At 67.7% G+C, this 20,985-nt stretch carries 22 protein-coding genes; 16 read left to right on the top strand and 6 right to left on the bottom strand.

The window, feature by feature from the left end; genetic code table 11:
* Positions 1-59 precede the first annotated feature (59 nt).
* From ACYQ8K_RS12705 to ACYQ8K_RS12670, 8 genes are all read left to right on the top strand, one after another.
* Positions 60-608: a Dps family protein gene (locus ACYQ8K_RS12705; RefSeq protein ID WP_459969393.1), complete on the top strand. Its 549-nt coding sequence runs from the start codon at positions 60-62 to the stop codon at positions 606-608.
* A gap of 148 nt (positions 609-756) precedes the next feature.
* Positions 757-1,749 (top strand): pirin family protein, encoded by a 993-nt coding sequence (locus ACYQ8K_RS12700; RefSeq protein ID WP_459969391.1) that lies wholly within the window; start codon positions 757-759, stop codon positions 1,747-1,749.
* Positions 1,750-1,751: 2 nt separating this feature from the next.
* Positions 1,752-2,387 carry a TetR/AcrR family transcriptional regulator gene (locus ACYQ8K_RS12695; protein ID WP_459969389.1) on the top strand — a complete coding sequence of 212 codons (636 nt, stop codon included), beginning with the start codon at positions 1,752-1,754 and terminating at the stop codon, positions 2,385-2,387.
* A gap of 73 nt (positions 2,388-2,460) precedes the next feature.
* Positions 2,461-3,402 (top strand): class I SAM-dependent methyltransferase, encoded by a 942-nt coding sequence (locus tag ACYQ8K_RS12690; RefSeq protein ID WP_459969387.1) that lies wholly within the window; start codon positions 2,461-2,463, stop codon positions 3,400-3,402.
* Between the two features lie 24 nt (positions 3,403-3,426).
* Positions 3,427-4,368, top strand: a complete 942-nt coding sequence (locus ACYQ8K_RS12685) for a class I SAM-dependent methyltransferase (protein WP_459969385.1) — start codon at positions 3,427-3,429, stop codon at positions 4,366-4,368.
* A gap of 107 nt (positions 4,369-4,475) precedes the next feature.
* Entirely contained in the window at positions 4,476-6,038 is a 1,563-nt protein-coding gene (locus ACYQ8K_RS12680; protein WP_459969384.1) for an LCP family protein, read from the top strand.
* A gap of 107 nt (positions 6,039-6,145) precedes the next feature.
* Positions 6,146-7,570 carry an aldehyde dehydrogenase family protein gene (locus ACYQ8K_RS12675; protein WP_459969383.1) on the top strand — a complete coding sequence of 475 codons (1,425 nt, stop codon included), beginning with the start codon at positions 6,146-6,148 and terminating at the stop codon, positions 7,568-7,570.
* Positions 7,571-7,625: 55 nt separating this feature from the next.
* Positions 7,626-8,489, top strand: a complete 864-nt coding sequence (locus ACYQ8K_RS12670) for an SDR family oxidoreductase (RefSeq protein WP_459969381.1) — start codon at positions 7,626-7,628, stop codon at positions 8,487-8,489.
* Between the two features lie 27 nt (positions 8,490-8,516).
* On the opposite strand, the gene ACYQ8K_RS12665 is transcribed toward ACYQ8K_RS12670, so the two are convergent.
* The gene (locus tag ACYQ8K_RS12665) at positions 8,517-9,341 is read right to left on the bottom strand and encodes a tyrosine-protein phosphatase (protein ID WP_459969379.1); all 825 of its coding nucleotides are present in this window, start codon (positions 9,339-9,341) and stop codon (positions 8,517-8,519) included.
* Positions 9,334-10,554, bottom strand: a complete 1,221-nt coding sequence (locus ACYQ8K_RS12660; RefSeq protein ID WP_459969495.1) for an acyl-CoA dehydrogenase family protein — start codon at positions 10,552-10,554, stop codon at positions 9,334-9,336. The genes ACYQ8K_RS12665 and ACYQ8K_RS12660 overlap by 8 nt, the downstream gene beginning before the upstream one ends.
* A 115-nt stretch (positions 10,555-10,669) precedes the next feature.
* On the opposite strand from ACYQ8K_RS12660, the gene ACYQ8K_RS12655 reads away from it, so the two are divergent.
* The 4 genes from ACYQ8K_RS12655 to ACYQ8K_RS12640 all read left to right on the top strand — a co-directional run bounded on the left by ACYQ8K_RS12655 (position 10,670) and on the right by ACYQ8K_RS12640 (position 14,216).
* Complete coding sequence (locus ACYQ8K_RS12655) at positions 10,670-11,131, top strand: nuclear transport factor 2 family protein (protein ID WP_459969377.1); 462 nt, start codon at positions 10,670-10,672, stop codon at positions 11,129-11,131.
* A 245-nt stretch (positions 11,132-11,376) separates the two neighbouring features.
* On the top strand, positions 11,377-12,465 hold the full coding sequence (locus tag ACYQ8K_RS12650; protein WP_459969375.1) for a Re/Si-specific NAD(P)(+) transhydrogenase subunit alpha: 1,089 nt from the start codon (positions 11,377-11,379) through the stop codon (positions 12,463-12,465).
* Positions 12,466-12,795, top strand: a complete 330-nt coding sequence (locus tag ACYQ8K_RS12645; RefSeq protein WP_064950966.1) for an NAD(P) transhydrogenase subunit alpha part 2 — start codon at positions 12,466-12,468, stop codon at positions 12,793-12,795. It abuts the gene before it with no gap.
* Positions 12,792-14,216, top strand: a complete 1,425-nt coding sequence (locus tag ACYQ8K_RS12640; RefSeq protein WP_459969372.1) for an NAD(P)(+) transhydrogenase (Re/Si-specific) subunit beta — start codon at positions 12,792-12,794, stop codon at positions 14,214-14,216. The genes ACYQ8K_RS12645 and ACYQ8K_RS12640 overlap by 4 nt, the downstream gene beginning before the upstream one ends.
* Positions 14,217-14,243: 27 nt before the next feature.
* On the opposite strand, the gene ACYQ8K_RS12635 is transcribed toward ACYQ8K_RS12640, so the two are convergent.
* On the bottom strand, positions 14,244-14,369 hold the full coding sequence (locus ACYQ8K_RS12635; protein WP_003874194.1) for a hypothetical protein: 126 nt from the start codon (positions 14,367-14,369) through the stop codon (positions 14,244-14,246).
* Between the two features lie 158 nt (positions 14,370-14,527).
* On the opposite strand from ACYQ8K_RS12635, the gene ACYQ8K_RS12630 reads away from it, so the two are divergent.
* Positions 14,528-15,163, top strand: coding sequence for a TetR/AcrR family transcriptional regulator (locus tag ACYQ8K_RS12630; protein ID WP_459969370.1), 636 nt, complete (start codon positions 14,528-14,530; stop codon positions 15,161-15,163).
* Here the strand turns inward: ACYQ8K_RS12630 and ACYQ8K_RS12625 are convergent.
* A complete protein-coding gene (locus ACYQ8K_RS12625; RefSeq protein ID WP_459969368.1) occupies positions 15,160-16,050 on the bottom strand; it encodes an alpha/beta hydrolase in 891 nt (296 codons plus the stop codon). The genes ACYQ8K_RS12630 and ACYQ8K_RS12625 overlap by 4 nt on opposite strands.
* Positions 16,051-16,163: 113 nt before the next feature.
* Here ACYQ8K_RS12625 and ACYQ8K_RS12620 point away from each other — a divergent pair, with 113 nt between their 5' ends.
* The 3 genes from ACYQ8K_RS12620 (at position 16,164) to ACYQ8K_RS12610 (ending at position 19,459) form a co-directional block, all read left to right on the top strand.
* The gene (locus tag ACYQ8K_RS12620) at positions 16,164-17,264 is read left to right on the top strand and encodes an NAD(P)H-dependent amine dehydrogenase family protein (RefSeq protein ID WP_459969366.1); all 1,101 of its coding nucleotides are present in this window, start codon (positions 16,164-16,166) and stop codon (positions 17,262-17,264) included.
* Positions 17,265-17,281: 17 nt separating this feature from the next.
* Complete coding sequence (locus ACYQ8K_RS12615) at positions 17,282-18,022, top strand: glucose 1-dehydrogenase (RefSeq protein WP_459969364.1); 741 nt, start codon at positions 17,282-17,284, stop codon at positions 18,020-18,022.
* Between the two features lie 96 nt (positions 18,023-18,118).
* A complete protein-coding gene (locus tag ACYQ8K_RS12610; protein ID WP_459969362.1) occupies positions 18,119-19,459 on the top strand; it encodes an FAD-binding oxidoreductase in 1,341 nt (446 codons plus the stop codon).
* A 93-nt stretch (positions 19,460-19,552) separates the two neighbouring features.
* On the opposite strand, the gene ACYQ8K_RS12605 is transcribed toward ACYQ8K_RS12610, so the two are convergent.
* Positions 19,553-20,098, bottom strand: a complete 546-nt coding sequence (locus ACYQ8K_RS12605) for a TetR/AcrR family transcriptional regulator (protein WP_065056844.1) — start codon at positions 20,096-20,098, stop codon at positions 19,553-19,555.
* A 52-nt stretch (positions 20,099-20,150) separates the two neighbouring features.
* A complete protein-coding gene (locus ACYQ8K_RS12600; protein WP_459969360.1) occupies positions 20,151-20,981 on the bottom strand; it encodes a thioesterase family protein in 831 nt (276 codons plus the stop codon).
* Positions 20,982-20,985: the final 4 nt, after the last annotated feature.

Raw genomic sequence — 20,985 nt, 5'->3', positions numbered from 1 at the left:
GTACCCAACGGGACAGTAACCGTGTGTGAACCCCATGGAAGGAAGCTAGGAAAGAAGCGATGACTCAGTTCACAATTCCGGGATTGACCGACAAGCAGGCGGCGCGGCTCACCGAGCTGCTGCAAAAACAACTGAGCACCTACAACGATCTTCATCTGACGCTGAAGCACATTCACTGGAACGTGGTTGGCCCCAACTTCATCGGCGTGCACGAGATGATCGACCCGCAGGTGGACGCCGTCCGCGGATTCGCCGACGATGTAGCGGAACGCATTGCGGCCCTTGGTGCTTCGCCGCAAGGTACGCCCGGCGCCATCATCAACGATCGCTCGTGGGATGACTACTCGGTGGGCCGCGACACGGTGCAGGCGCACCTGGCCGCGCTGGACCTCGTCTACAACGGGGTCATCGAGGACATTCGCCAATACATCGACGAGACAGACGAACTCGACCAGGTGACCCAGGACCTGCTGATCGGCCAGGCGGGTCAGTTGGAGAAGTTTCAATGGTTCGTCCGGGCGCACCTGGAAAGCGCCGGCGGCGAGCTGGCGCACACGGGCAAGAGCACCGAGAAGGAGGCCGCCAGCAGCGCTCGTGGCAAATCCTGAGCGGCCTCTCCGCGTGAACTTCGTGCATTCGCCCCGGTAACCCGCACGCCGGGGCGAATGCCTTGCTCGCGGGCTGATGCCGTCGGTCCTCCGGAATAAGTGGACTCTAGTCCGGTTATATAGGGCATCCACTATATGAGGAGGCCAGATGCCTGCAGTCACGGCTAACACGCTCACGTTGCCACGAGTCAGCGGTCCCGGCCCCGCCGATACCGAGCGGCCGGTCCGATCGATCACCACCGGCCCTCGTGGCTACGAGGGCGAGGGCTTCCCGGTGGTGCGCGCCTTCGCGGGAGTCAGCACGGCCGCGCTGGATCCCTTCGTGCATATGGACCAGATGGGCGAGGTCGAGTACCAGCCGGGCGAGCCTCGGGGTACCGATTGGCACCCGCACCGCGGCTTCGAGACCGTCACCTACATGCTCGACGGGAAGTTCGCGCACCAGGATTCGCACGGTGGCGGTGGCCTGATCGCCGACGGCGCGACGCAGTGGATGACTGCCGGCTCGGGCATCCTGCACATCGAGACGCCGCCGGCCGAACTGGTCGACAGCGGCGGGCTTTTCCACGGAGTCCAGCTCTGGGTGAACCTGCCCAAGAAAGACAAGTTCGCGGTCCCGCGGTATCAGTCCATCGAAGGCGGCGACGCCGCGTTGCTCGCATCCGAGGACGGTGGAGCCCTGATCCGCATCATCGCGGGCGACATCGACGGGCACCGGGGCCCCGGCGTCACCCACACCCCGATCACCATGGCGCACGCGACCATCCAGAACGGGGCCCAGCTCAACATCCCATGGCGGCGCGACTTCAACGCGCTGGTCTATGCGTTGTCCGGCAGCGGGTACGTCGGCCCGGTCGCTCATCCGATCCACCAGGGCCAGTTGGCGGTCCTGGGCCCCGGGGATCGGATCACCGTGGGGGCGCGGCAGGTTCAGGATTCCGGCCCGACAGCCGTCCCCGGAGCCATTGATTTGCTACTTCTGGGCGGTCGCCCGATTCGCGAGCCGGTATTCCACTACGGGCCTTTCGTGATGAACACCCGCGCGGAATTGATCGAGGCGCTCGAGGACTACCAGGCCGGAAAATTTGGCAGCATTCCGCCAAATGCGCTAATGCCACACCACGGGGGTGGCACACTCTAGCAATGCTTCCTCGGGGGAATCGCCGGCCGGGACGGCCGCCTGCCGCCAAGGCCGACGAGACGCGGCAGCGGATTATCCAAGCTGCCCGTTTGGTCTTCAGTGAACGCGGCTACGACGGCGCGACGTTCCAAGCCATTGCGGCGCGCGCGGACCTGACCCGGCCGGCGATCAACCATTATTTCTCGAGTAAACGGGCGCTTTATCGAGAAGTCCTGGATGACACCAACGAATTCGTGATCGGGGCCGGCATCAAACAAGCCGAACGCGAGACCACGCTGGTAGCGCAGTTGACCGCATTCATCTCCGAAGCGACCAGAGCCAATTCGAAGAACCCGGCCGGATCCGCGTTTCTCATCAGCGGTGTCCTCGAATCGCAGCGGCATCCGGATTTGACAGGTACCGATAACGATTCAGTGCGAATGAGTCGAGAATTTCTGCTGCGTGTCATCAATGAGGCGATCGACCGCGGCGAGATCGTGACCGACGTCGAGCCGACGGTGCTGGCCGAGGCGCTGCTGGTGCTCGTCTGCGGGGTGGGCCTGTATGCGGGCTACGTCGAGAGCCCGGAAAACCTGCTGGCGCTCGTCGGTGTGATGCGCGGGCTGCTGGAAGGGGCATTCCAGGGGCGCGAGGAATAGACCGCCGCCGCGCAGTGAAGTTGCGCACAAAGCGCATAGGCTAACTAACTTATCCCGGTACCATGGACGGGATATGACTGACCTGGATGCCTCGTTGCCACCGTCCGTACGGTCCGCCGGCGACAGTTGGACCATCACCGAACTCGTCGGCGCCACCGCCCTGGGCGTCGCCGCGTCGCGCGCCGCGGAAACCGCCGGACCCGATCCGCTGATCCGCGACGACTTCGCGCGCCTGCTGGTCTCGTCGGCCGGTCCCGCGTGGGCGCGGCTGGCCGACCCCGAGCTCGGCTGGCTCGACGGTGACGAGCACGGACAGCGCTCCCACCGCTGCGGCATCGACTACCAGGCCGTGCGCACCCACTTCTTCGACGAGTACTTCGCGAACGCCGTCGCCGCCGGAATCCGGCAGGTGGTGATCCTGGCCGCCGGGCTGGACTCCAGGGCGTACCGGCTGGACTGGCCGGCCGCCACCACCGTCTACGAGATCGACCAGCCCCAGGTGCTGGAGTACAAGACCGGCATCCTGCAGCAGCACGGCGCCGTGCCGTCCGCCATCCGACACCCCGTCGCGGTGGACCTGCGTGACGATTGGCCCGCGGCGCTGACCGACGCTGGATTCGACCGCACCCAACCGACTGCCTGGCTGGCCGAAGGGCTGCTCCCGTACCTGCCCAGCGACGCGCAGGACCGGCTCTTCGAGAAGGTCACCGCGCTCAGCGCGCCGGACAGCCAGATCGCCATCGAAATGTTCGGCCTGAATTCCCGGAGCAATTCGCAGCGCTGGCTGCGGATGCGCGACCGGCTCGGCCTGGACGTCAATGTCCAGGCGCTGACCTACCACGAGCCGGACCGCTCGGACGCCGCCGCATGGCTGGCCGACCACGGCTGGCACGTGCACAGCGTGAGCAACCGCGACGAGATGGCCCGACTGGGCCGGCCGGTACCCGACGACCTGACCGACGAGGCGGTCCGCAGCACACTGCTGCGGGCGCGCCTCGGCAAGCCCACCGCCTGACCGAGGATCCATCCAAGGAGCACCATGAGTTCACTGCGCACCCACGACGACACCTGGGACATCAAGAGCAGCGTCGGCACCACCGCGGTCATGGTCGCCGCCGCCCGGGCGATCGAGACCGAGCAGCCCGACGCGCTGATCCGCGACCCCTACGCCCGGCTGCTCGTCAACAACGCCGGGGCCGAAGTCTTGTGGGAGGCCATGCTCGACCCGGACGTCGTGGCCAGGATCGAAGCCATCGATGAGGAATCCGCCGCCCGCATGCAGCACATGCGCGGCTACCAGGCGGTGCGGACCCACTTCTTCGACTCGTACTTCGCCGACGCCGTTGCCGCCGGGATCCGGCAGGTGGTGATCCTCGCGTCGGGGCTGGACTCGCGGGCGTACCGCCTCGACTGGCCCGCCGGCACCACGGTGTACGAGATCGACCAGCCCCAGGTGCTGGACTACAAGACCACCACGCTGGCCGAAAGTGGCGCCAAGCCGTCCGCCGATCGTCGCGAGGTGGCGATCGACCTGCGGGACGACTGGCCCGCCGCGCTGCGCACCGCCGGATTCGACCCGGCCCAGCCGACCGCCTGGCTGGCCGAGGGCTTGCTGATGTACCTGCCCGCCGAGGCGCAGGACAAGCTGTTCACCCAGATCGGTGAGCTGAGCCCGGCGGGCAGCCGTGTCTCCGCCGAAACCGCACCGATGCACGCCGAGGAGCGGCGCCAGCAGATGCGGGAACGGTTCAAGAAGGTGGCCGACCAGCTCGGGCTGGAGGAGACCGTCGACGTCGGCGAGCTGATGTACCGCGACGAGCACCGCGCGAACCTCGCCGACTGGCTCAACGAAAACGGCTGGCGCGCCACGGCACAGAACTCGATCGACGAGATGCACCGCCTGGGCCGCGGGGTGCAGAGTTCCGAGGTGGACGAAGACCGGGACGCCTTCTCGGACTTCGTCGTCGCCGAGCGCCTGTAAAGGCCGCAGCGCGCAGAGACGGCGCGCAACCGCTGCACGTCAACCGTTGGCTCGCGGTCCCGGTTACCGGGAATTCGGCTGGTCATCAGGAACAATGGTCACTCATTATGGCCAGAGGCGGATCCGTTCAGTCGCACCGTTGGTCGTTGCGAAAGGGCAGGTTTGTCGCCGCCATCGCGTCGGCCGCGGTCATGGCGATCACCGGTATGGGCTGGACGGGCTATCACACCGCGCTGGGCAAGATCATCATTTCTCATGCGCTACCGAATGCGGCGACGACGCTGGACGGCAACCAGAACATCTTGCTGATGGGTCTGGACAGCCGGCTGGACCAGAACGGCAAGCCGCTGCCCCAAGACGTTTACGACGCGCTGCACGCCGGTGACGAGAGCTCGGGCGGCTACAATGCCAATGTTCTTATCGTCGTTCACATTTCGGATGGCGACGGCCCGGTCACCGCGATATCGATCCCGCGTGACGACTACGCGGAGTTACCGGGCTGCCCGGGATCGGTGTGCGCCGGCAAGATCAAGCAGGCGTACGGGCTGGCTTACCAGCAGTCGCTGAATTCGCAGGCGGCCGGGAATTCGGGCGGGGCGGGCGCCAACAACCTGACGGCTCGCGAGCAGACCGCGCGCGAGGCCGGCCGCAAGGCCGAAATCAACGCGGTCAACGACTTTCTGGGCATCTCGGTGGACCACTTCGTCGAGGTCACGCTGGGCGCGTTCTTCCAAATCGCCAAGGCCGTCGAGCCGATCACGGTGTGCCTCAACGCCGATACGCGGGACAACTATTCGGGTGCGGACTTTCACCAAGGGGTGCAGCGCATCGACGCCGCGGACGCGATGGCCTTCGTACGGCAGCGGCGCGACGAAAACGACGGCTCCTTCACCGATTTCGACCGCACGCGGCGACAGCAGGCGTTCTTGGTGTCGCTGGTCAACGCGGCTCGCAGCGGCGGCGCGCTGTCCAGCGTGAGCGGACTGCGCAAACTGCTGCAGGTCGCCCGCGACAACGTCGCCGTCGACGACGGACTGGACATGATGGAATTCGCTTCGCGCGCCTCGCAACTGAGCGAGCGGCCGCTGTCGCTCTATACCCTGCCGATCGCCGGCTTCGGCAAAGACGCCAACGGGTCCGACATCAACCAGGTCGACCTGCCGACCATCCGGCGCATCGTCAACGAGCGGTTCATGTCGGACACACCGGTGGCGCTACAGGCCGCGTCGCCGTCCGCCCCGCCGCCGGTGCTGGCCGAACCCGCGATTCTCGACGTCGTCAACGCCACCTCACGGGACGGGCTCGCGGCCGCCATCGAGGAGGCCTTCGCCGGCCGCGGCTTCACCCGCGGCAGCGCCACGACCGCGGCCATCCCGGCCGACGACAGCGCCATCGAGTACGGCCCCGGAGCCGACCGGGCCGCACAGGTTCTGGCCGATCAGCTGCATGTGCCGGCGACGGCGAACAACGCCGTGGCCGCCGGCACGGTGCGGCTGACCGTGGGAACGCAGTTCCCGGCAGGGGACTACCTGGCCCACCCTGGCGCGACGGCCGACCCGTCCGGGTCCGGGCAGGTGAGCGCCGTGGCCGCCACCGGCACCGGCGACCGCGCCCCGGCACCGACCGATCTCAGCCAGATGACCGCCGCGAACGTTCCCTGCGTCAAGTAACCGGGGTTGGCCGGATCCTTCCTATTGCTCTCCCAACCGGATGGTTAGTATCGCGGTTATCACCGATGAGCGGCCGCCATGCGGCGGGACCTTGCTCGGGAAGGACAATGATGACCACCGAATCGGTTGCCTCGAAGACTTCGGACTCCACGAACGGGACCGCACCGACAGACATCCCCGCCACGGTTGCCCGGCTTCGCCAAACCTTCGCCACCGGGCGCACCCGCGACATCGAATGGCGCAAGCGCCAACTGCTGCAACTGGTGAAGCTGATGGAGGAGAACGAGGCCGCGCTCGCCGCGGCGCTCGCCGAAGATCTGGACCGCAGCCCGTTCGAGGCCTACATCGCCGACATCGCCACCACCGCCGGTGAAGCCAAATACGCGGCGAAGCGGGTGCGCCGGTGGACGCGCCGGAAGTATCAACTGCTCGAGCTTCCGCAGCTGCCCGGCCGCGGCTGGGTGGAGTACGAGCCCTACGGCACCGTGCTGATCATCGGCGCCTGGAACTACCCGTACTACCTGACGCTGGGCCCCGCGGTCGGAGCGATCGCCGCAGGAAACGCCGTCATCCTCAAGCCCTCGGAGATCGCGGCGGCGTCCGCGCACGTGATGGCCGAGCTGGTGCCCAAGTACCTCGACAACGACGCCATCGCGGTGGTCGAGGGCGACGGCGCGACGAGCCAGGAACTGATCGCGCAGGGCCTGGACCGCGTGCTGTTCACCGGCGGAACCGAGATCGGCCGCAAGGTCTACGAGGGCGCGGCGCCGCACCTGACCCCCTGCACGCTGGAGCTCGGGGGCAAGAGCCCGGTCATCGTCGCGGCCGACGCCGACGTGGAGGTGGCCGCCAAGCGGATCGCCTGGATGAAGCTGCTCAACGCCGGACAGACCTGCGTCGCACCCGATTACGTCCTGGCGGATGCCACGATTCGCGACGACCTGGTCGACAAGATCGGTGCCGCCATCACGAAATTCACCTCCGACAAGCCGGACGGCATGCGGGTGGTCAATCAGCGCCAGTTCGACCGGATCAGCGGTTACCTCTCCGGAGGCGACGGCAAGGTCACCGTCGGCGGGGCCTGCGACGCGTCGAGCCTGCGCATCCAGCCCGCCGTCGTGGTGGACCCCGACCCGAACGGGCCGCTGATGCAGAACGAGATCTTCGGTCCGGTCCTGCCGGTGATCACCGTCCAAAACCTGGACGAGGCAATACGTTTCGTGAACTCACGGCCCAAGCCGCTGTCGGCCTACCTGTTCACCAAGCGGCGCGAGACCCGCGAGCGGGTGATCAAGGAGGTGCCGGCCGGCGGCATGCTGGTCAACCACGTCGCCTTCCAGGTCTCGACGGCCAAGCTGCCGTTCGGCGGTGTGGGCGCTTCGGGAATGGGCGCCTACCACGGCAAGTGGGGGTTCGACGAGTTCAGCCACCGCAAGTCGGTCCTGACCAAACCCACTCGGCCCGACCTGTCGAGCTTCATCTACCCTCCGTACACCGAGCGTGCCTTCAAGATGGCCCGCCGGATGTTCTGACCGATTGCTCCAATTCGATTGCTAGACCGAGTTTTTCAGAATAGAGAGGAAACTTATGCCCGGAGTGCAGGATCGCGTCATCATCGTCACCGGAGCCGGTGGAGGACTGGGCCGTGACTACGCCCTGACCCTCGCCAAGGAGGGCGCCAGCGTCGTCGTCAACGACCTCGGCGGTTCCCGTGACGGCACCGGCGCCGGCCACAACATGGCCGACGAGGTGGTCAAGGAGATCAAGGACGCCGGCGGGCGGGCGGTCGCCAACTACGACAGCGTCGCCGAGCCGGAGGGCGCCGAGAACATCATCAAAACCGCGCTCGACGAATTCGGAGCCGTGCACGGCGTGGTCAGTAACGCCGGCATCCTGCGCGACGGCACCTTCCACAAGATGTCCTTCGAGAACTGGGACGCCGTGCTCAAGGTGCACCTCTACGGTGGCTACAACGTCATCCGCGCCGCGTGGCCGCACTTCCGCGAGCAGAGCTACGGCCGCGTGGTCGTCGCCACCTCCACCAGCGGGCTGTTCGGCAACTTCGGCCAAACCAACTACGGTGCGGCCAAACTCGGCCTGGTCGGCTTGATCAACAGCCTGGCGCTGGAGGGTGCGAAGTACAACATCCACGCCAACGCGGTCGCGCCGATCGCGGCGACCCGCATGACCGAGGACATCCTTCCCAAGGAAGTGCTGGAGAAGCTGACGCCCGAGTACGTCGCCCCGGTGGTGGCCTACCTGTGCACCGAGGAAAACCCCAACAGCGCTTCGGTTTTCGTGGTCGGTGGCGGCAAGGTGCAGCGGGTCGCGCTGTTCCAGAACAAGGGCGTCAACTACGACAAGCCGCCGACGGTGGACGACATCGCCTCGCAGTGGGGCGAGATCACCGACCTGTCCGCGGCCAAGCAGGCCGACTTCAAGCTGGGGTAAGCCAGTCGCGACCGGGTGGTCAGCGAGTCAGGCGAGCAGCTCGCCGCGCAAGCGGTCTACGTCCGCCTCGCTGATACCCGCGTCGCGCAGATAGGCGTCCAGCGAACCGAATTCCTGATCGATGGTCTGGCGGGCGGCGTCGAGGTATTCGGGACGCACGCCCAGGACACCGTCGGCCAGCCGGGCCTTGGTGAACGTGACGACCTCCGGGGTCAATTCGACGTCGGACCGTTTCTGGATCATCTCGTAGATGTGGTCGCGCAGCTGGGGCACCGCGGCGTTGCTGCGCAGGTAGTCGGCGACGATGGTGTCGCGATCGACGTCGAGCACCTCGAGCACCGTGGCGATCACGAAACCCGTGCGGTCCTTGCCCGCAAAGCAGTGCGTGAGCACCGACCGTCCGGCGGCCAGCATCGAAAAGACTTGCCGCACAGCGCGTTGCGCCCCGTTGCGGGTTGGGAACTGCCGGTACTCGTCGATCATGTGCCGGATGGCGGCCTGGTTGACCTCTTCGTCGGATTGGCCGGCGTCGCCCTCGAACAGCCGCCGAAACGCGGTCTCGTGCGGCGCGTCGTCGTCGCTGGGCTGATCGTCGCCGAGGTCGGGCAGCGGCAGCCGGTGGATCTCGATGCCGTCGGGGACCAGACCCGGTCCGCGTTTGGTGACTTCCTGGTTCGCGCGCAAGTCGGCGACGTCGGTGATGCCCAGCTCGCGCAGCGTGGTGCGGCCCTGGTCGTCGAGGCGGCTCAGCTCACCGGACCGGAACAACCGCCCGGGCCGCAGCGCAGGCGCTCCGTCGGCGACGTCGCGAAAGTTCCACGCGCCGGACAGTTCTCGCAGGGCCTCAGTCATTCGGTGTGACCGCCGCGGCGAAGGTCGACTGTTCGCGCCCGATCTCGGAGCGCGCGATGGTCCGCATGTGCACCTCGTCGGGCCCGTCGAAGATCCGCATGGCGCGGTGCCAGCCGTAGAGGCGGGCCAGCACGGTGTCGTCGCTGACGCCGGCGGCGCCGTGCACCTGGATCGCGCGGTCGATGACGTCGCAGGCCACCTGCGGCGCCACCGCCTTGATCTGCGAGACCAGCAGGTGCGCGGCCTTGTTGCCGTGCTGGTCGATCGTCCACGCCGCCTTCTCGCAGAGCAGTCGGGCCTGGTCGATTTCGTTGCGGGACTTGGCAATTGCCTGCTGCACCAGACCTTGGTCGGCCAGCGGCCGGCCGAAGGCGATGCGGTTGTTGGCGCGGTGCACCATCAGCGCCAGGGCGCGTTCGGCCCCGCCGAGCGCGCGCATGCAGTGGTGGATGCGGCCCGGTCCGAGCCGGGCCTGGGCGATGGCGAAGCCGCCGCCCTCTTCGCCGAGCAGGTTGGTCGCCGGCACCCGGACGTTGTCGTAGACGATCTCGCAGTGCCCGTGCTGGTCCTGCCAGCCGAACACCGACGTGGAGCGCAGCACGCTCACGCCCGGGGTGTCGATCGGCACCAGCACCATCGACTGCTGCTGGTGGCTCGCGGCCTCGGGGTTGGTGCGGCCCATCACGATCAAGATCTTGCAGCGCGGGTCGGCCGCGCCCGACGTCCACCACTTGCGCCCGTTGATGACGTAGTCGGCGCCGTCGCGCACGATGGCCGTCTGGATGTTGCGGGCGTCGCTGCTCGCGACCGCCGGCTCGGTCATCGAGAAGGCGCTGCGAATCTCGCCGGCCAGCAACGGCTCCAGCCACTGCTTGCGCTGCTCCTCGGTGGCGAACAGGTGTAGCGTCTCCATGTTCCCGGTGTCCGGGGCCGCGCAGTTGACCGCCTCGGGGGCGAGCTCCAGGCTCCAGCCGGTCAGCTCGGCCAGCGGGGCGTACTCGAGGTTGGTCAACCCCGACTCGGCCGGCAGGAACAGGTTCCACAGGCCGCGCTCCTTGGCCTTGGTTTTCAGTTCCTCGATGACGGGCGGGACCGTGTGGTCGTTGGGGCCGGCTTCCTCGCGGTACTTGTCGTATTCGGCCTCGGCCGGAAAGACGAATTCCGTCATGAAGTCGGACAGTCGCTTGTGGTAGTCGCTGGCTTTGGCCGACATCGCGAAGTCCATGCCCGTCACGATAGGACACGTGTCGAGTCGCTGCGTTTCCGGTCGTCAGCGCGATGCTTACGCCGCGGTGAAACCCGCGAGCCCGGGCGGCACGATAAAGGCCATGAGTGAATCCCGCCCCCCGTTGCCTCCATTCACCCACGAAACCGCGCTGCAGAAGGTGCAGGCGGCCGAGGACGCGTGGAACAGCTGCGACCCTGAACGCGTCAGCCTGGCCTACACGGTCGATTCGCACTGGCGCAATCGGGACGAGCACATCGTCGGCCGCAACGAGATCGTCGCGTTCCTGACCCGCAAGTGGGAGCGCGAGCTGGATTACTCGCTGCGCAAGAGCCTGTGGAGTTTCAACGGCAATCGCATCGCGGTGCGGTTCCAATACGAGTGCCATGACCAGTCCGGCCAGTGGTACCGCAGCTACGGCAACGAACTGTGGGAATTCACCGCGTCGGGACTGATGGCGCGCCGCGAAGCCAGCATCAACGACGTGCGCATCGACGAATCGCAGCGCCGCTACTTCGGGCCGCGCCCGGAGTCCGAACACGGCCAGGAGATCCCGCTCTGGTAGCCACGCGAACTTGCCCGCGCACAACGCCGTCTTGTGACGCCACAACGGCACGGGCGCTACTGCATCGCCCGGCGGTGGCGAACCATCGACCGGAGCATCGATCGCCGGGGGCGGGGGTATCCCGCCCTGGGCGTTCGCGCGTCCTTGGTGAAACCTGGTTAAGGTAGCGAAGCGCGCGGCCGAGCCGGCGCCACGCCCATCGGCAGGGACAGTACGGGAAAGTACGGAAAGTAGATGTACGCGCCATGACAAATGCGCAGACGACGGTAGGAGTGGTCGCCGAATCCGGCGCCGACGAGCGGCGGGTCGCGCTGGTGCCGAAGGCGGTCGCGTCGCTGGTGAGCAGCGGCGTGGCGGTGGTGGTCGAGTCCGGTGCGGGTGAGCGGGCGCTGCTGCCCGACGCGCTCTACACCGACGCCGGGGCCAGCATCGGGGACGCGTGGGGCGCCGAGGTGGTGGTCAAGGTCGCGCCCCCGACCCAGGCCGAGGTCGCCAAGTTGCACAGCGGCCAGACGCTGATCGGTTTCCTCGCGCCGCGCAACGCCGAGAATTCGATCGGCGCACTGAAGCAGGCCGGTGTGCAGGCGTTCGCGCTCGAGGCCATCCCGCGGATCTCCCGCGCCCAGGCGATGGACGCGCTGTCGTCGCAGGGCAACGTGTCCGGCTATAAGGCCGTGCTGCTGGCGGCCTCGGAGTCGACCCGCTTCTTCCCGATGCTGACGACGGCGGCCGGGACCGTGAAGCCGGCGACCGTGCTGGTGCTCGGGGTCGGCGTGGCCGGGCTGCAGGCGCTCGCGACGGCCAAGCGGCTGGGCGCGCGCACCACCGGCTACGACGTCCGCCCCGAAGTGGCCGACCAGGTGCGCTCGGTGGGCGCGCAGTGGCTCGACATCGGGATCGACGCGGCGGGCGAGGGCGGCTACGCCCGTGAGCTCACCGACGAGGAGCGCGCCCAGCAGCAGAAGGCCCTGGAAGATGCGATCGGCGGATTCGATGTCGTGATCACCACGGCGCTGGTCCCCGGGCGCCCGGCGCCACGTCTGGTCACCGCGGCCGCGGTGGAGGCGATGAAGCCCGGCAGCGTGGTCGTCGACCTGGCAGGGGAGACCGGCGGCAACTGCGAGCTCACCGAGCCCGGGCAGACGGTCGTCCGCCACGACGTCACCATCGCCTCGCCGCTGAACCTGCCGGCCACCATGCCCGAACACGCCAGCGAGCTCTACAGCAAGAACATCACCGCACTGCTGGACCTGCTGCTCAAAGACGGCACGCTGGCGCCGGACTTCGACGATGAGGTCATCGCGGACTCATGCGTGACCCGGGAGGTCTCCTAGATGTACGACGAACTGTTGGCCAACTTGGCGATCCTGGTGCTGTCCGGATTCGTCGGGTTTGCGGTCATCTCCAAGGTGCCCAACACGCTGCACACGCCGCTGATGTCGGGTACCAACGCCATCCACGGCATCGTGGTGCTGGGCGCGTTGGTCGTGTTCGGCTCGGTCGAGCACCCGTCGCTGGCGGTGCAGATCATCCTGTTCGTCGCGGTGGTGTTCGGAACCCTGAACGTCATCGGCGGGTTCATCGTCACCGACCGGATGCTGGGCATGTTCAAGGGCAAGAAGAAACCTGTGCCCGCGAAGAGTGAGGAGCCGGCGGCCAAATGAACTACCTGGTAATCGGCCTCTACATCATTTCCTTCGCCCTGTTCATCTACGGTCTGATGGGCCTGACCGGGCCCAAGACGGCGGTGCGGGGCAACCTGATCGCCGCGGTGGGCATGGCCATCGCGGTGGCGGCCACCCTGATCAAGATCCGCCACACCGACCAGTGGGTGCTGATCATCGCCGGCCTGGTGGTGGGCGTGGTGCTCGGTGTCCCGCCGGCCCGCTACACCAAGATGACGGCCATGCCGCAGCTGGTGGCGTTCTTCAACGGCGTCGGCGGTGGCACGGTCGCGCTGATCGCGCTGGCGGAATTCATTGAGACGAGCGGTTTTTCGGCCTTCCAGCACGGCGAGTCGCCGACCGTGCACATCGTGGTGGCGTCGTTGTTCGCCGCGATCATCGGCTCGATCTCGTTCTGGGGATCGATCATCGCGTTCGGCAAGCTGCAGGAGATCATCTCCGGATCGCCGATCGGCTTCGGTAAGGCGCAGCAGCCGATCAACCTGCTGCTGCTGGCCGCCGCCGTGGCCGCCGCGGTGGTGATCGGTCTGCACGCCCATCCCGGCACCGGTGGGGCGCCGCTGTGGTGGATGCTCGGGTTGCTGGCCGCCGCGGGTGTGCTGGGCCTGATGGTGGTGCTGCCGATCGGCGGCGCCGACATGCCCGTGGTCATCTCGCTGCTGAACGCGATGACCGGGCTCTCGGCCGCGGCCGCCGGGCTGGCGCTGAACAACACCGCGATGATCGTGGCGGGCATGATCGTCGGCGCGTCCGGTTCGATTTTGACCAACCTGATGGCCAAGGCGATGAACCGCTCGATCCCGGCGATCGTCGCCGGGGGCTTCGGCGGCGGCGGGGTCGCCCCGAGCGGTGGCGACGGTGGCGACAAGACCGTCAAGGCCACCTCGGCGGCCGACGCCGCGATCCAGATGGCCTACGCCAACCAGGTGATCGTGGTGCCCGGCTACGGCCTCGCGGTCGCGCAGGCCCAGCACGCCGTCAAGGACATGGCGGCCCTGCTGGAGAACAAGGGCGTCACCGTGAAGTACGCGATCCACCCGGTCGCGGGCCGGATGCCCGGGCACATGAACGTGTTGCTGGCCGAGGCCGAGGTCGACTACGACGCCATGAAGGACATGGACGACATCAACGACGAATTCGGCCGCACCGACGTCGCGATCGTCATCGGCGCCAACGACGTCACCAACCCGGCGGCGCGCAACGACGCGTCCAGCCCGATCTACGGCATGCCGATCCTCAATGTCGACAAGGCCAAGTCGGTGATTGTGCTCAAGCGGTCGATGAACTCCGGCTTCGCCGGCATCGACAACCCGCTGTTCTACGGCGAAGCCACCAGCATGCTGTTCGGTGACGCGAAGAAATCGGTGACCGAGGTCGCCGAGGAACTCAAGGCGCTGTAGCGACAAAAGCGCCTGTGCGCTGGGAGTTTAGACGGGCGGGTACGCCGGCGGCGGGTATCCGTTTCCGTCGGTGACCCCGCGCAGCCCCCAGGTCAGGTACCGCATGAAGAACTCGATCTCGTCGCTTCCGTCGTAATCCGGACTCGGATCCATCGGCCCCACCTCTCGACTCATCGCGTTCGATGAGGAGTCTAGTCGCACACGCGTGCACGTGACACCCGGCGTTTTGCATAAACTGTCCAACCAGTTGATTGATAGCTATTCTGGCCGAACCGGCCCTGGCCTGGCCATACCGACGATAGTGAGAGCAGATGCCCACCGACAGCATCACCCCGAATGGGCTGACCCGCCGCGAAGAGCTGCTGGCGGTCGCCACCAAGCTGTTTGCTGCGCGCGGCTATCACGGGACTCGGATGGACGATGTGGCCGACGTGATCGGCCTGAACAAGGCGACCGTCTATCACTACTACGCCAGCAAGTCGCTGATCCTGTACGACATCTACCGCCAGGCCGCCGAGGGCACGCTCGCCGCCGTGCACGACGACCCGTCCTGGACGGCGCGCGAGGCGCTCTACCAGTACACCGTTCGGCTGCTCACCGGCATCGCCAGCGATCCCGAGCGGGCCGCGGTGTACTTCCAGGAGGCGCCCTACATCACCGAATGGTTCACCAGCGAGCAGGTCGCCGAGGTCCGCGAGAAGGAAACTCAGGTCTACCAACATGTGCACGGACTGATCGACCGCGGGATCGCCAACGGCGAGTTCTACCCGTGCGACTCGCACGTGCTGGCGCTGGGCTACATCGGGATGACGCTGGGCAGCTACCGCTGGCTGCGGCCCAGCGGCCGGCGTTCGGCCAAGGAGATCGCCGCCGAGTTCAGCACCGCGCTGCTGCGCGGGCTGATCCGCGACGAAGCGATCCGCACGACGTCCCCGCTGGGACCCTAAGCGCGCAGGTGCTTGTCGAGAAATGCGAGCTGGTCGGCCACGACCCGGTCGAAGGCGTCGTCGACGTAGATCGCGAAATGACCCTCGGGATACAGCCTGACCTCGCCGCGGGGCGCCTTCGCCGCGTGCCGCAGCGTCGCCGCCGCGGGGGCCACTGAGTCGGCCTCGCACACGCAGAACAGGATCGGGCAGGCGATCTCGGGCGTGCAGCGGCCCGGGCGATAGCTGAAGACCTGCAACGCGATTCGGGCGGCGACCTCGTTGCGGAAGTCGAGCCCGTCGGGCACCAACCGCAGGTAGCCCGCATACGCGTCGGGGGTGTTCATCAACGCGACCTCGCCGGGCTTGCCGGCCGTCGCGACCATCACCGGCGGGCGGCCCAGCCGGCGCGCGAGGAGGTCGCGGACCACCCGCGCGGTGATGCGCGCGGCGATCAACGGGTTGGTGATGGTGCGCGCCGACGCGAGGCCGTCGGTGAAGGGACACTGGGCGACGGCCGCGGCGATGCCCGGCAGCCGCGCCGCCGTGGCGATCACGTGGCCGCCGGCAAAAGAGGTGCCCCACAACGCGATTCGCTGGGGGTCTATCCCCGGGATGGTGCGGGCGTACTCGACGGCCGCGGCCCAGTCGGCGAGCTGCATGCCGACGTCGAGCACCTGACGCGGCCGGCCCTCGCTGTCGCCGAAGTTGCGGTAGTCGAACACCAGGCAGGCGTAGCCGGCCGTGCTGAAACGCTCCGCGTACGCGTCCAGGCGCATGCCGCGCACCGCGCCCAGGCCGTGCGCCATCACCAGCAGCGGGGCGGGCCCGTCGCCGGGCGGCCGGTAGAGCCAGGCGCTGATCAGGTCGTCGCCGGAGGCGAACCGAAGGTCTTCGCGTCTTGTCATCAGCGATTGATTCTGCCCCCGCGGGCCGCGGCCCGCGGGGTAGGTATGCTGCCCAAAATTTATGGACTACTGTCTAGAAAAGTTGTCCAGGTTTTACAGGGACGGAGACTCTCATGGCGATCCGCGTCGCGCACGTCGGTACCGGAAATGTCGGAGGGCTGGCCCTCGCCGAGCTCATCACCAACCCCCAGTTCGAGCTGACCGGGGTGTGCGTCTCGACGCCGGAGAAGGTGGGCAAGGACGCCGGCGAGCTGTGCGGCGTCGGCCTGGACACCGGCGTCGTCACCGGCGTCACGGCCGTCAACGACCTGGACGCGATCATCGCCGCCAAGCCCGACTGCGTCGTCTACTGCGCGATGGGCGACACCCGGCTGCCCGAGGCGATGGCCGACGTCATGCGTATCCTGGCCGCCGGCATCAACGTCGTCGGCTCGTCGCCGGGCCTGCTGCAGTACCCGTGGGGCGTTATGCCCGACAAGTACATCGCCCGCGTGGAAGACGCTGCCAAGCAAGGCAATTCGAGCGTCTTCATCAGCGGTGTCGACCCGGGATTCGCCAACGACCTCATTCCGTTCGCGCTCGCCGGCACCTGTCAGCGCATCGAGCAGGTGCGCTGCATGGAGATTCACGACTACGCGTCGTACAACGGGACTGAAGTCATGGACTACATGGGGTTCGCCAAGCCCATGGATGAAATCCCGATGCTGCTGCAGCCGGGCATCCTCAGCATCGCCTGGGGCACCGCGATCCGCCAGCTGGCGGCCGGCCTCGGCATCGAGGTCGACGAGATCACCGAGTCCTACCAGCGCGAGCCCGCGCCCGAGGATTTCGACATCGCGGTCGGCCACGTCGCCAAGGGCACCGTGGCCGTGCTGCAGTTCGAGATCCGCGGCATGGTCAAGGGCCACCCCGCCATCGTCATCGAGCACGTCACCCGGTTGCGGCCGGATCTGCGCCCCGACCTGCCCCAGCCCGCCTCCGGCGACGGCTCCTACCGCGTCGAGATCACCGGCGAGCCGTCGTATGCGGTCGACATCATCCCGAGCAGCCGCAAGGGTGACCACAACCACGCGGCGATCGCGGGCGCCGCGGGCCGCGTCGTCAACGCCATCCCCGCCGTGATCGCGGCGCCGCCGGGCATCCGGACCACACTTGATTTGCCGCTGGTAACGGGCAAAGGCCTATACGCACCAAGCACTTTGGTGACCACCTAAATCGAAAGGAGACCCACGTGGGTCGGGTAGACGGCAAGGTAGCGCTGATCAGTGGCGGCGCCGGCGGGATGGGCGCCGAGGACGCCCGGCTGCTGGTCGAGGAGGGCGCCAAGGTCGTGATCGGCGACATCCTGGACGACCAGGGCAAGGCGCTGGCCGACCAGATCGGCGACTCCGCGCGCTACGTGCACCTCGACGTCACCCAGCCCGACCAGTGGGACGCCGCCGTCGCCACCGCGGTCGGCGAATTCGGCAAGCTCAACGTGCTCGTCAACAATGCCGGCACCGTCGCGCTCGGCCCGCTGAAGAGCTTCGATCTGGCCAAGTGGCAGAAGGTGATTGACGTCAACCTGACCGGGACGTTCCTGGGCATGCGCGCGTCGGTCGAGCCGATGATCGCGGCCGGGGGCGGCTCGATCATCAACGTGTCGTCCATCGAGGGCCTGCGCGGCGCGCCCATGGTGCACCCTTACGTCGCGTCCAAGTGGGGAGTGCGCGGGCTGGCGAAGTCGGCGGCATTGGAGCTGGCGCCGCACAACATTCGGGTGAACTCGGTGCACCCCGGCTTCATCCGCACCCCGATGACCGCCCACCTGCCCGAGGACATGGTGACCATTCCGCTCGGGCGTCCGGGCGAGGTCCGGGAAGTCGCGACCTTCGTCCTCTTCCTGGCCAGCGACGAGTCGTCCTACTCCACCGGCAGCGAGTACGTGATGGACGGCGGCCTGGTCACCGACGTCAATCACAAGGAGTTCTAGGGCGGTGCGGGCGGTTTGACGCCGAGCGTGCACTCACTGCGACAATCGGGTTTATTTTCCGCCGTCAGTGCACGTTCGACGTAGGGGATGGTGTAGATGCTGCGCACTCTGGCGGGTCTCGTCGGATCGAACCATGTCGTCACCGATCCTGATGTGCTAGCGGCGCGCAGCGTCGACCACACCGGCCGGTACCGGGGCACGGCGAGCGCGCTGGTGCGACCGGGCACGGCCGAGCAGGTCGCCGAGGTGCTGCGGGTGTGCCGGGACGCCGGGGCGCATGTGACGGTGCAGGGCGGCCGGACCTCACTGGTGGCCGGCACCGTTCCCGAGCACGACGACGTGTTGTTGTCCACCGAGCGGCTGCACGCCGTCGGCGAGGTCGACACCGTCGAACGACGCATCGAGGCCGGCGCCGGAGCCACCTTGGCCGCGGTGCAACGGGCCGCGGGCGCAGCAGGTTTGGTGTTCGGCGTGGACCTGGCGGCCCGCGACACCGCGACCGTCGGCGGGATGGCGTCGACGAACGCCGGCGGCCTGCGCACCGTGCGCTACGGCAACATGGGCGAGCAGGTGGTCGGCGTCCAGGTGGCGCTGCCCGACGGCACGCTGTTGCGCCGGCACAGCCGGGTGCGCCGCGACAACACCGGTTACGACCTGCCGGCGCTGTTCGTCGGCGCCGAGGGCACGCTGGGCGTCATCACCGAGCTCGACCTGCGGCTGCACGCCACCCCGACGCATCGGGTGACGGCGATCTGCGGGTTCGCCGACCTCGACGCGCTGGTGGCCGCCGGGCGCACCTTCCGCGACGTGGACGGCATCGCGGCCCTGGAATTGATCGACGGCCGGGCCGCCGCGCTGACCGGCGAGCACCGCGGCGTCGGAGCCCCGGTCGCCGGCGAGTGGCTGCTGCTGGTGGAGTTGGCCGCCGATCACGACCAGACCGAGCGGCTCGCCGGGCTGCTCGACGACGTGCCGATGCGCGCCGATCCCGCGGTCGGCGTGGATCTTGTTGCGCAGCAACGGTTGTGGCAGGTCCGCGAATCGCTGGCCGAAGTGCTCGGCGTGTATGGGCCCCCGCTGAAATTCGATGTCTCGCTGCCGCTGTCGGCGATCAGCGAATTTGAAAGGCACGCCGTCGATTTGGTGCACACGCACGCCCCCGACGCGCTGCCGGTGCTGTTCGGTCACATCGGCGAGGGCAACCTGCACCTGAACGTGTTGCGCTGCCCGGCCGACCGCGAGCGGGCGCTGTACGAGCCGATGATGGACCTCATCGCGCGATCCGGCGGCAACGTCAGCTCCGAACACGGCGTCGGCAGCCGCAAGCGGCCCTACCTGGGAATGTCACGAGATGCCGCCGACATCGCCGCGATGCGCACGGTCAAGGCCGCCCTGGACCCGTCCGGCTATCTCAACGCCGCGGTGCTCTTCGACTGATCGGCGCTTTGCGTGCACGAGAGTGCGCACTTGTACGCCCCATCCGGCGTGTCGCCGTGCAGACCCGCACGCTCGCAGGAGGAGTGGATCCGACTAGCTGCCCTTGATGCCCACCGCGTGGCGCAGCTGCGCCAGAAATTGTTCGGCATCATCGCTGCGCACGATGTAGTGCGAAATCGCAATCCGGATGACCGTCGCGGCCTTCACCGCCGCGTTAGGCCCGGGCAGGTGGCGCTGCAAGCCCTCGCGCATCTGCGGGATGACCCAGGAGAACTGGGCGATGGTGTGCTCGGGCTCGACGTCGACCATCCGCACCCCGGAGTACGAATGCTGGTACTCCACGATGAACCGCAGCACGGCGTCGAGCTTGTCCACGCCCTTCAGGCCGGCGGTGGCCTTCACCAGACCGCTTTCGAAGATCTGACGCTCATAGGCCGAAAAGGCCGACAGCAGCTCCTCTTTGGAGGCGAACCAGCGGTACAGCGTCGGGCGGGAGACGCCCGCCTGGGTGGCGACGTCGGACAGGCTGAGCTTGGTTTTGCCGTTGCGGCCGAGCACCTCGGCGGTGGCCGCCAGGATGCGCTGGCGCGTCGAGGTGTCGGTGTCGGCGATCGTCGTCGCCCGGGCCGGCTGGCTCATGATTCAAACTTTACGAAGTGTCGCCGAGGTGTCATGGTCATTCGCTCCCACGTTAGGCCCGAGGCGGGCGCCGGCGCACCAGCACCGACTGCTGGATGGCGCCGACCGCGCCCTGCTCGTCGAACAACGTGCCGATGGTGGTCCCGATACCGTCCGGCCCGTAGCTGGTCTCCGCCCGAATCCCGATCCAGTCGCCGTCGGGAACACGAAATACGTGTACGGCCAGATCGGTGTTGAGGAAAGTCCATTTGGTGATGTCGAGCTTGCTGCCGATGCCGTTGGCGCAGTCGGCCACCGCGAACAGCCGTTCCAGCTGCGTCATGGATTCGCCGTTGACCAGGTCGACGGTCGGGTTGATCCAGGATTCGCCGGGCCCCTCGCTGAGCGGCTCGGTCAGCCACAGCCACTGAAGGCTGTGCACGTAATTGCGGTCCCAGTCCCGCGCCTTGAGGTTGCGGTTGAAGGCCTCGGCGCGCGGCCGCGGCAGTGGCGCCGCGGCGTGCGCGATCGGCTCGGTGTCCTGGTGCTGCAGCCGCCACCCGGTGGCGCGCGCCACCGGGCGCGGTGTGCCGTCGGGGCCGGGGGCCAGCATCTCGGCGCCGAGCAGCTCGATCTGCTTGCCCGGGCGTTGCACCTCGGCACGCACCCACAGATCGCCCTCGGCCGGTACCCCGCCCAGCAGGTCGATGACGACCCGGGACAGACGCGTGTCGTCGCGCTGCTCGCACCGCTCCAGCGCCCGGACCAGCAGCGCCGACACCGGACCCCCGTGCTGGATGGCCGCAGACCAGGTGCCGCGCGCCAGATCGGTCGCCCGGAACTTCTCGCCCAACCCGGCGTCGTCGCCGGCCGAGTCGATCAGCTCGTAATAGGCGTCGGTCATCGTC

This window comes from Mycobacterium sp. MUNTM1 (genome assembly GCF_054660795.1).
Note: the sequence above shows the minus strand (reverse complement) of the source record. Positions and strands in the feature narration are given on the sequence as shown.

Bases quoted from the DNA above. Each gene is read 5' to 3' on its own strand.
- ACYQ8K_RS12620 (WP_459969366.1), top strand. From the start codon at position 16,164: ATGGCGATCCGCGTCGCGCACGTCGGTACCGGAAATGTCGGAGGGCTG.
- ACYQ8K_RS12655 (WP_459969377.1), top strand. From the start codon at position 10,670: ATGAGTGAATCCCGCCCCCCGTTGCCTCCATTCACCCACGAAACCGCG.
- ACYQ8K_RS12680 (WP_459969384.1), top strand. From the start codon at position 4,476: ATGGCCAGAGGCGGATCCGTTCAGTCGCACCGTTGGTCGTTGCGAAAG.
- ACYQ8K_RS12650 (WP_459969375.1), top strand. From the start codon at position 11,377: ATGACAAATGCGCAGACGACGGTAGGAGTGGTCGCCGAATCCGGCGCC.
- ACYQ8K_RS12630 (WP_459969370.1), top strand. From the start codon at position 14,528: ATGCCCACCGACAGCATCACCCCGAATGGGCTGACCCGCCGCGAAGAG.
- ACYQ8K_RS12700 (WP_459969391.1), top strand. From the start codon at position 757: ATGCCTGCAGTCACGGCTAACACGCTCACGTTGCCACGAGTCAGCGGT.
- ACYQ8K_RS12640 (WP_459969372.1), top strand. From the start codon at position 12,792: ATGAACTACCTGGTAATCGGCCTCTACATCATTTCCTTCGCCCTGTTC.
- ACYQ8K_RS12685 (WP_459969385.1), top strand. From the start codon at position 3,427: ATGAGTTCACTGCGCACCCACGACGACACCTGGGACATCAAGAGCAGC.
- ACYQ8K_RS12645 (WP_064950966.1), top strand. From the start codon at position 12,466: ATGTACGACGAACTGTTGGCCAACTTGGCGATCCTGGTGCTGTCCGGA.
- ACYQ8K_RS12665 (WP_459969379.1), bottom strand. From the start codon at position 9,341: ATGACTGAGGCCCTGCGAGAACTGTCCGGCGCGTGGAACTTTCGCGAC.
- ACYQ8K_RS12675 (WP_459969383.1), top strand. From the start codon at position 6,146: ATGATGACCACCGAATCGGTTGCCTCGAAGACTTCGGACTCCACGAAC.
- ACYQ8K_RS12695 (WP_459969389.1), top strand. From the start codon at position 1,752: ATGCTTCCTCGGGGGAATCGCCGGCCGGGACGGCCGCCTGCCGCCAAG.
- ACYQ8K_RS12605 (WP_065056844.1), bottom strand. From the start codon at position 20,098: ATGAGCCAGCCGGCCCGGGCGACGACGATCGCCGACACCGACACCTCG.
- ACYQ8K_RS12705 (WP_459969393.1), top strand. From the start codon at position 60: ATGACTCAGTTCACAATTCCGGGATTGACCGACAAGCAGGCGGCGCGG.
- ACYQ8K_RS12610 (WP_459969362.1), top strand. From the start codon at position 18,119: ATGCTGCGCACTCTGGCGGGTCTCGTCGGATCGAACCATGTCGTCACC.
- ACYQ8K_RS12690 (WP_459969387.1), top strand. From the start codon at position 2,461: ATGACTGACCTGGATGCCTCGTTGCCACCGTCCGTACGGTCCGCCGGC.
- ACYQ8K_RS12670 (WP_459969381.1), top strand. From the start codon at position 7,626: ATGCCCGGAGTGCAGGATCGCGTCATCATCGTCACCGGAGCCGGTGGA.
- ACYQ8K_RS12660 (WP_459969495.1), bottom strand. From the start codon at position 10,554: ATGTCGGCCAAAGCCAGCGACTACCACAAGCGACTGTCCGACTTCATG.
- ACYQ8K_RS12625 (WP_459969368.1), bottom strand. From the start codon at position 16,050: ATGACAAGACGCGAAGACCTTCGGTTCGCCTCCGGCGACGACCTGATC.
- ACYQ8K_RS12600 (WP_459969360.1), bottom strand. From the start codon at position 20,981: ATGACCGACGCCTATTACGAGCTGATCGACTCGGCCGGCGACGACGCC.
- ACYQ8K_RS12635 (WP_003874194.1), bottom strand. From the start codon at position 14,369: ATGGATCCGAGTCCGGATTACGACGGAAGCGACGAGATCGAGTTCTTC.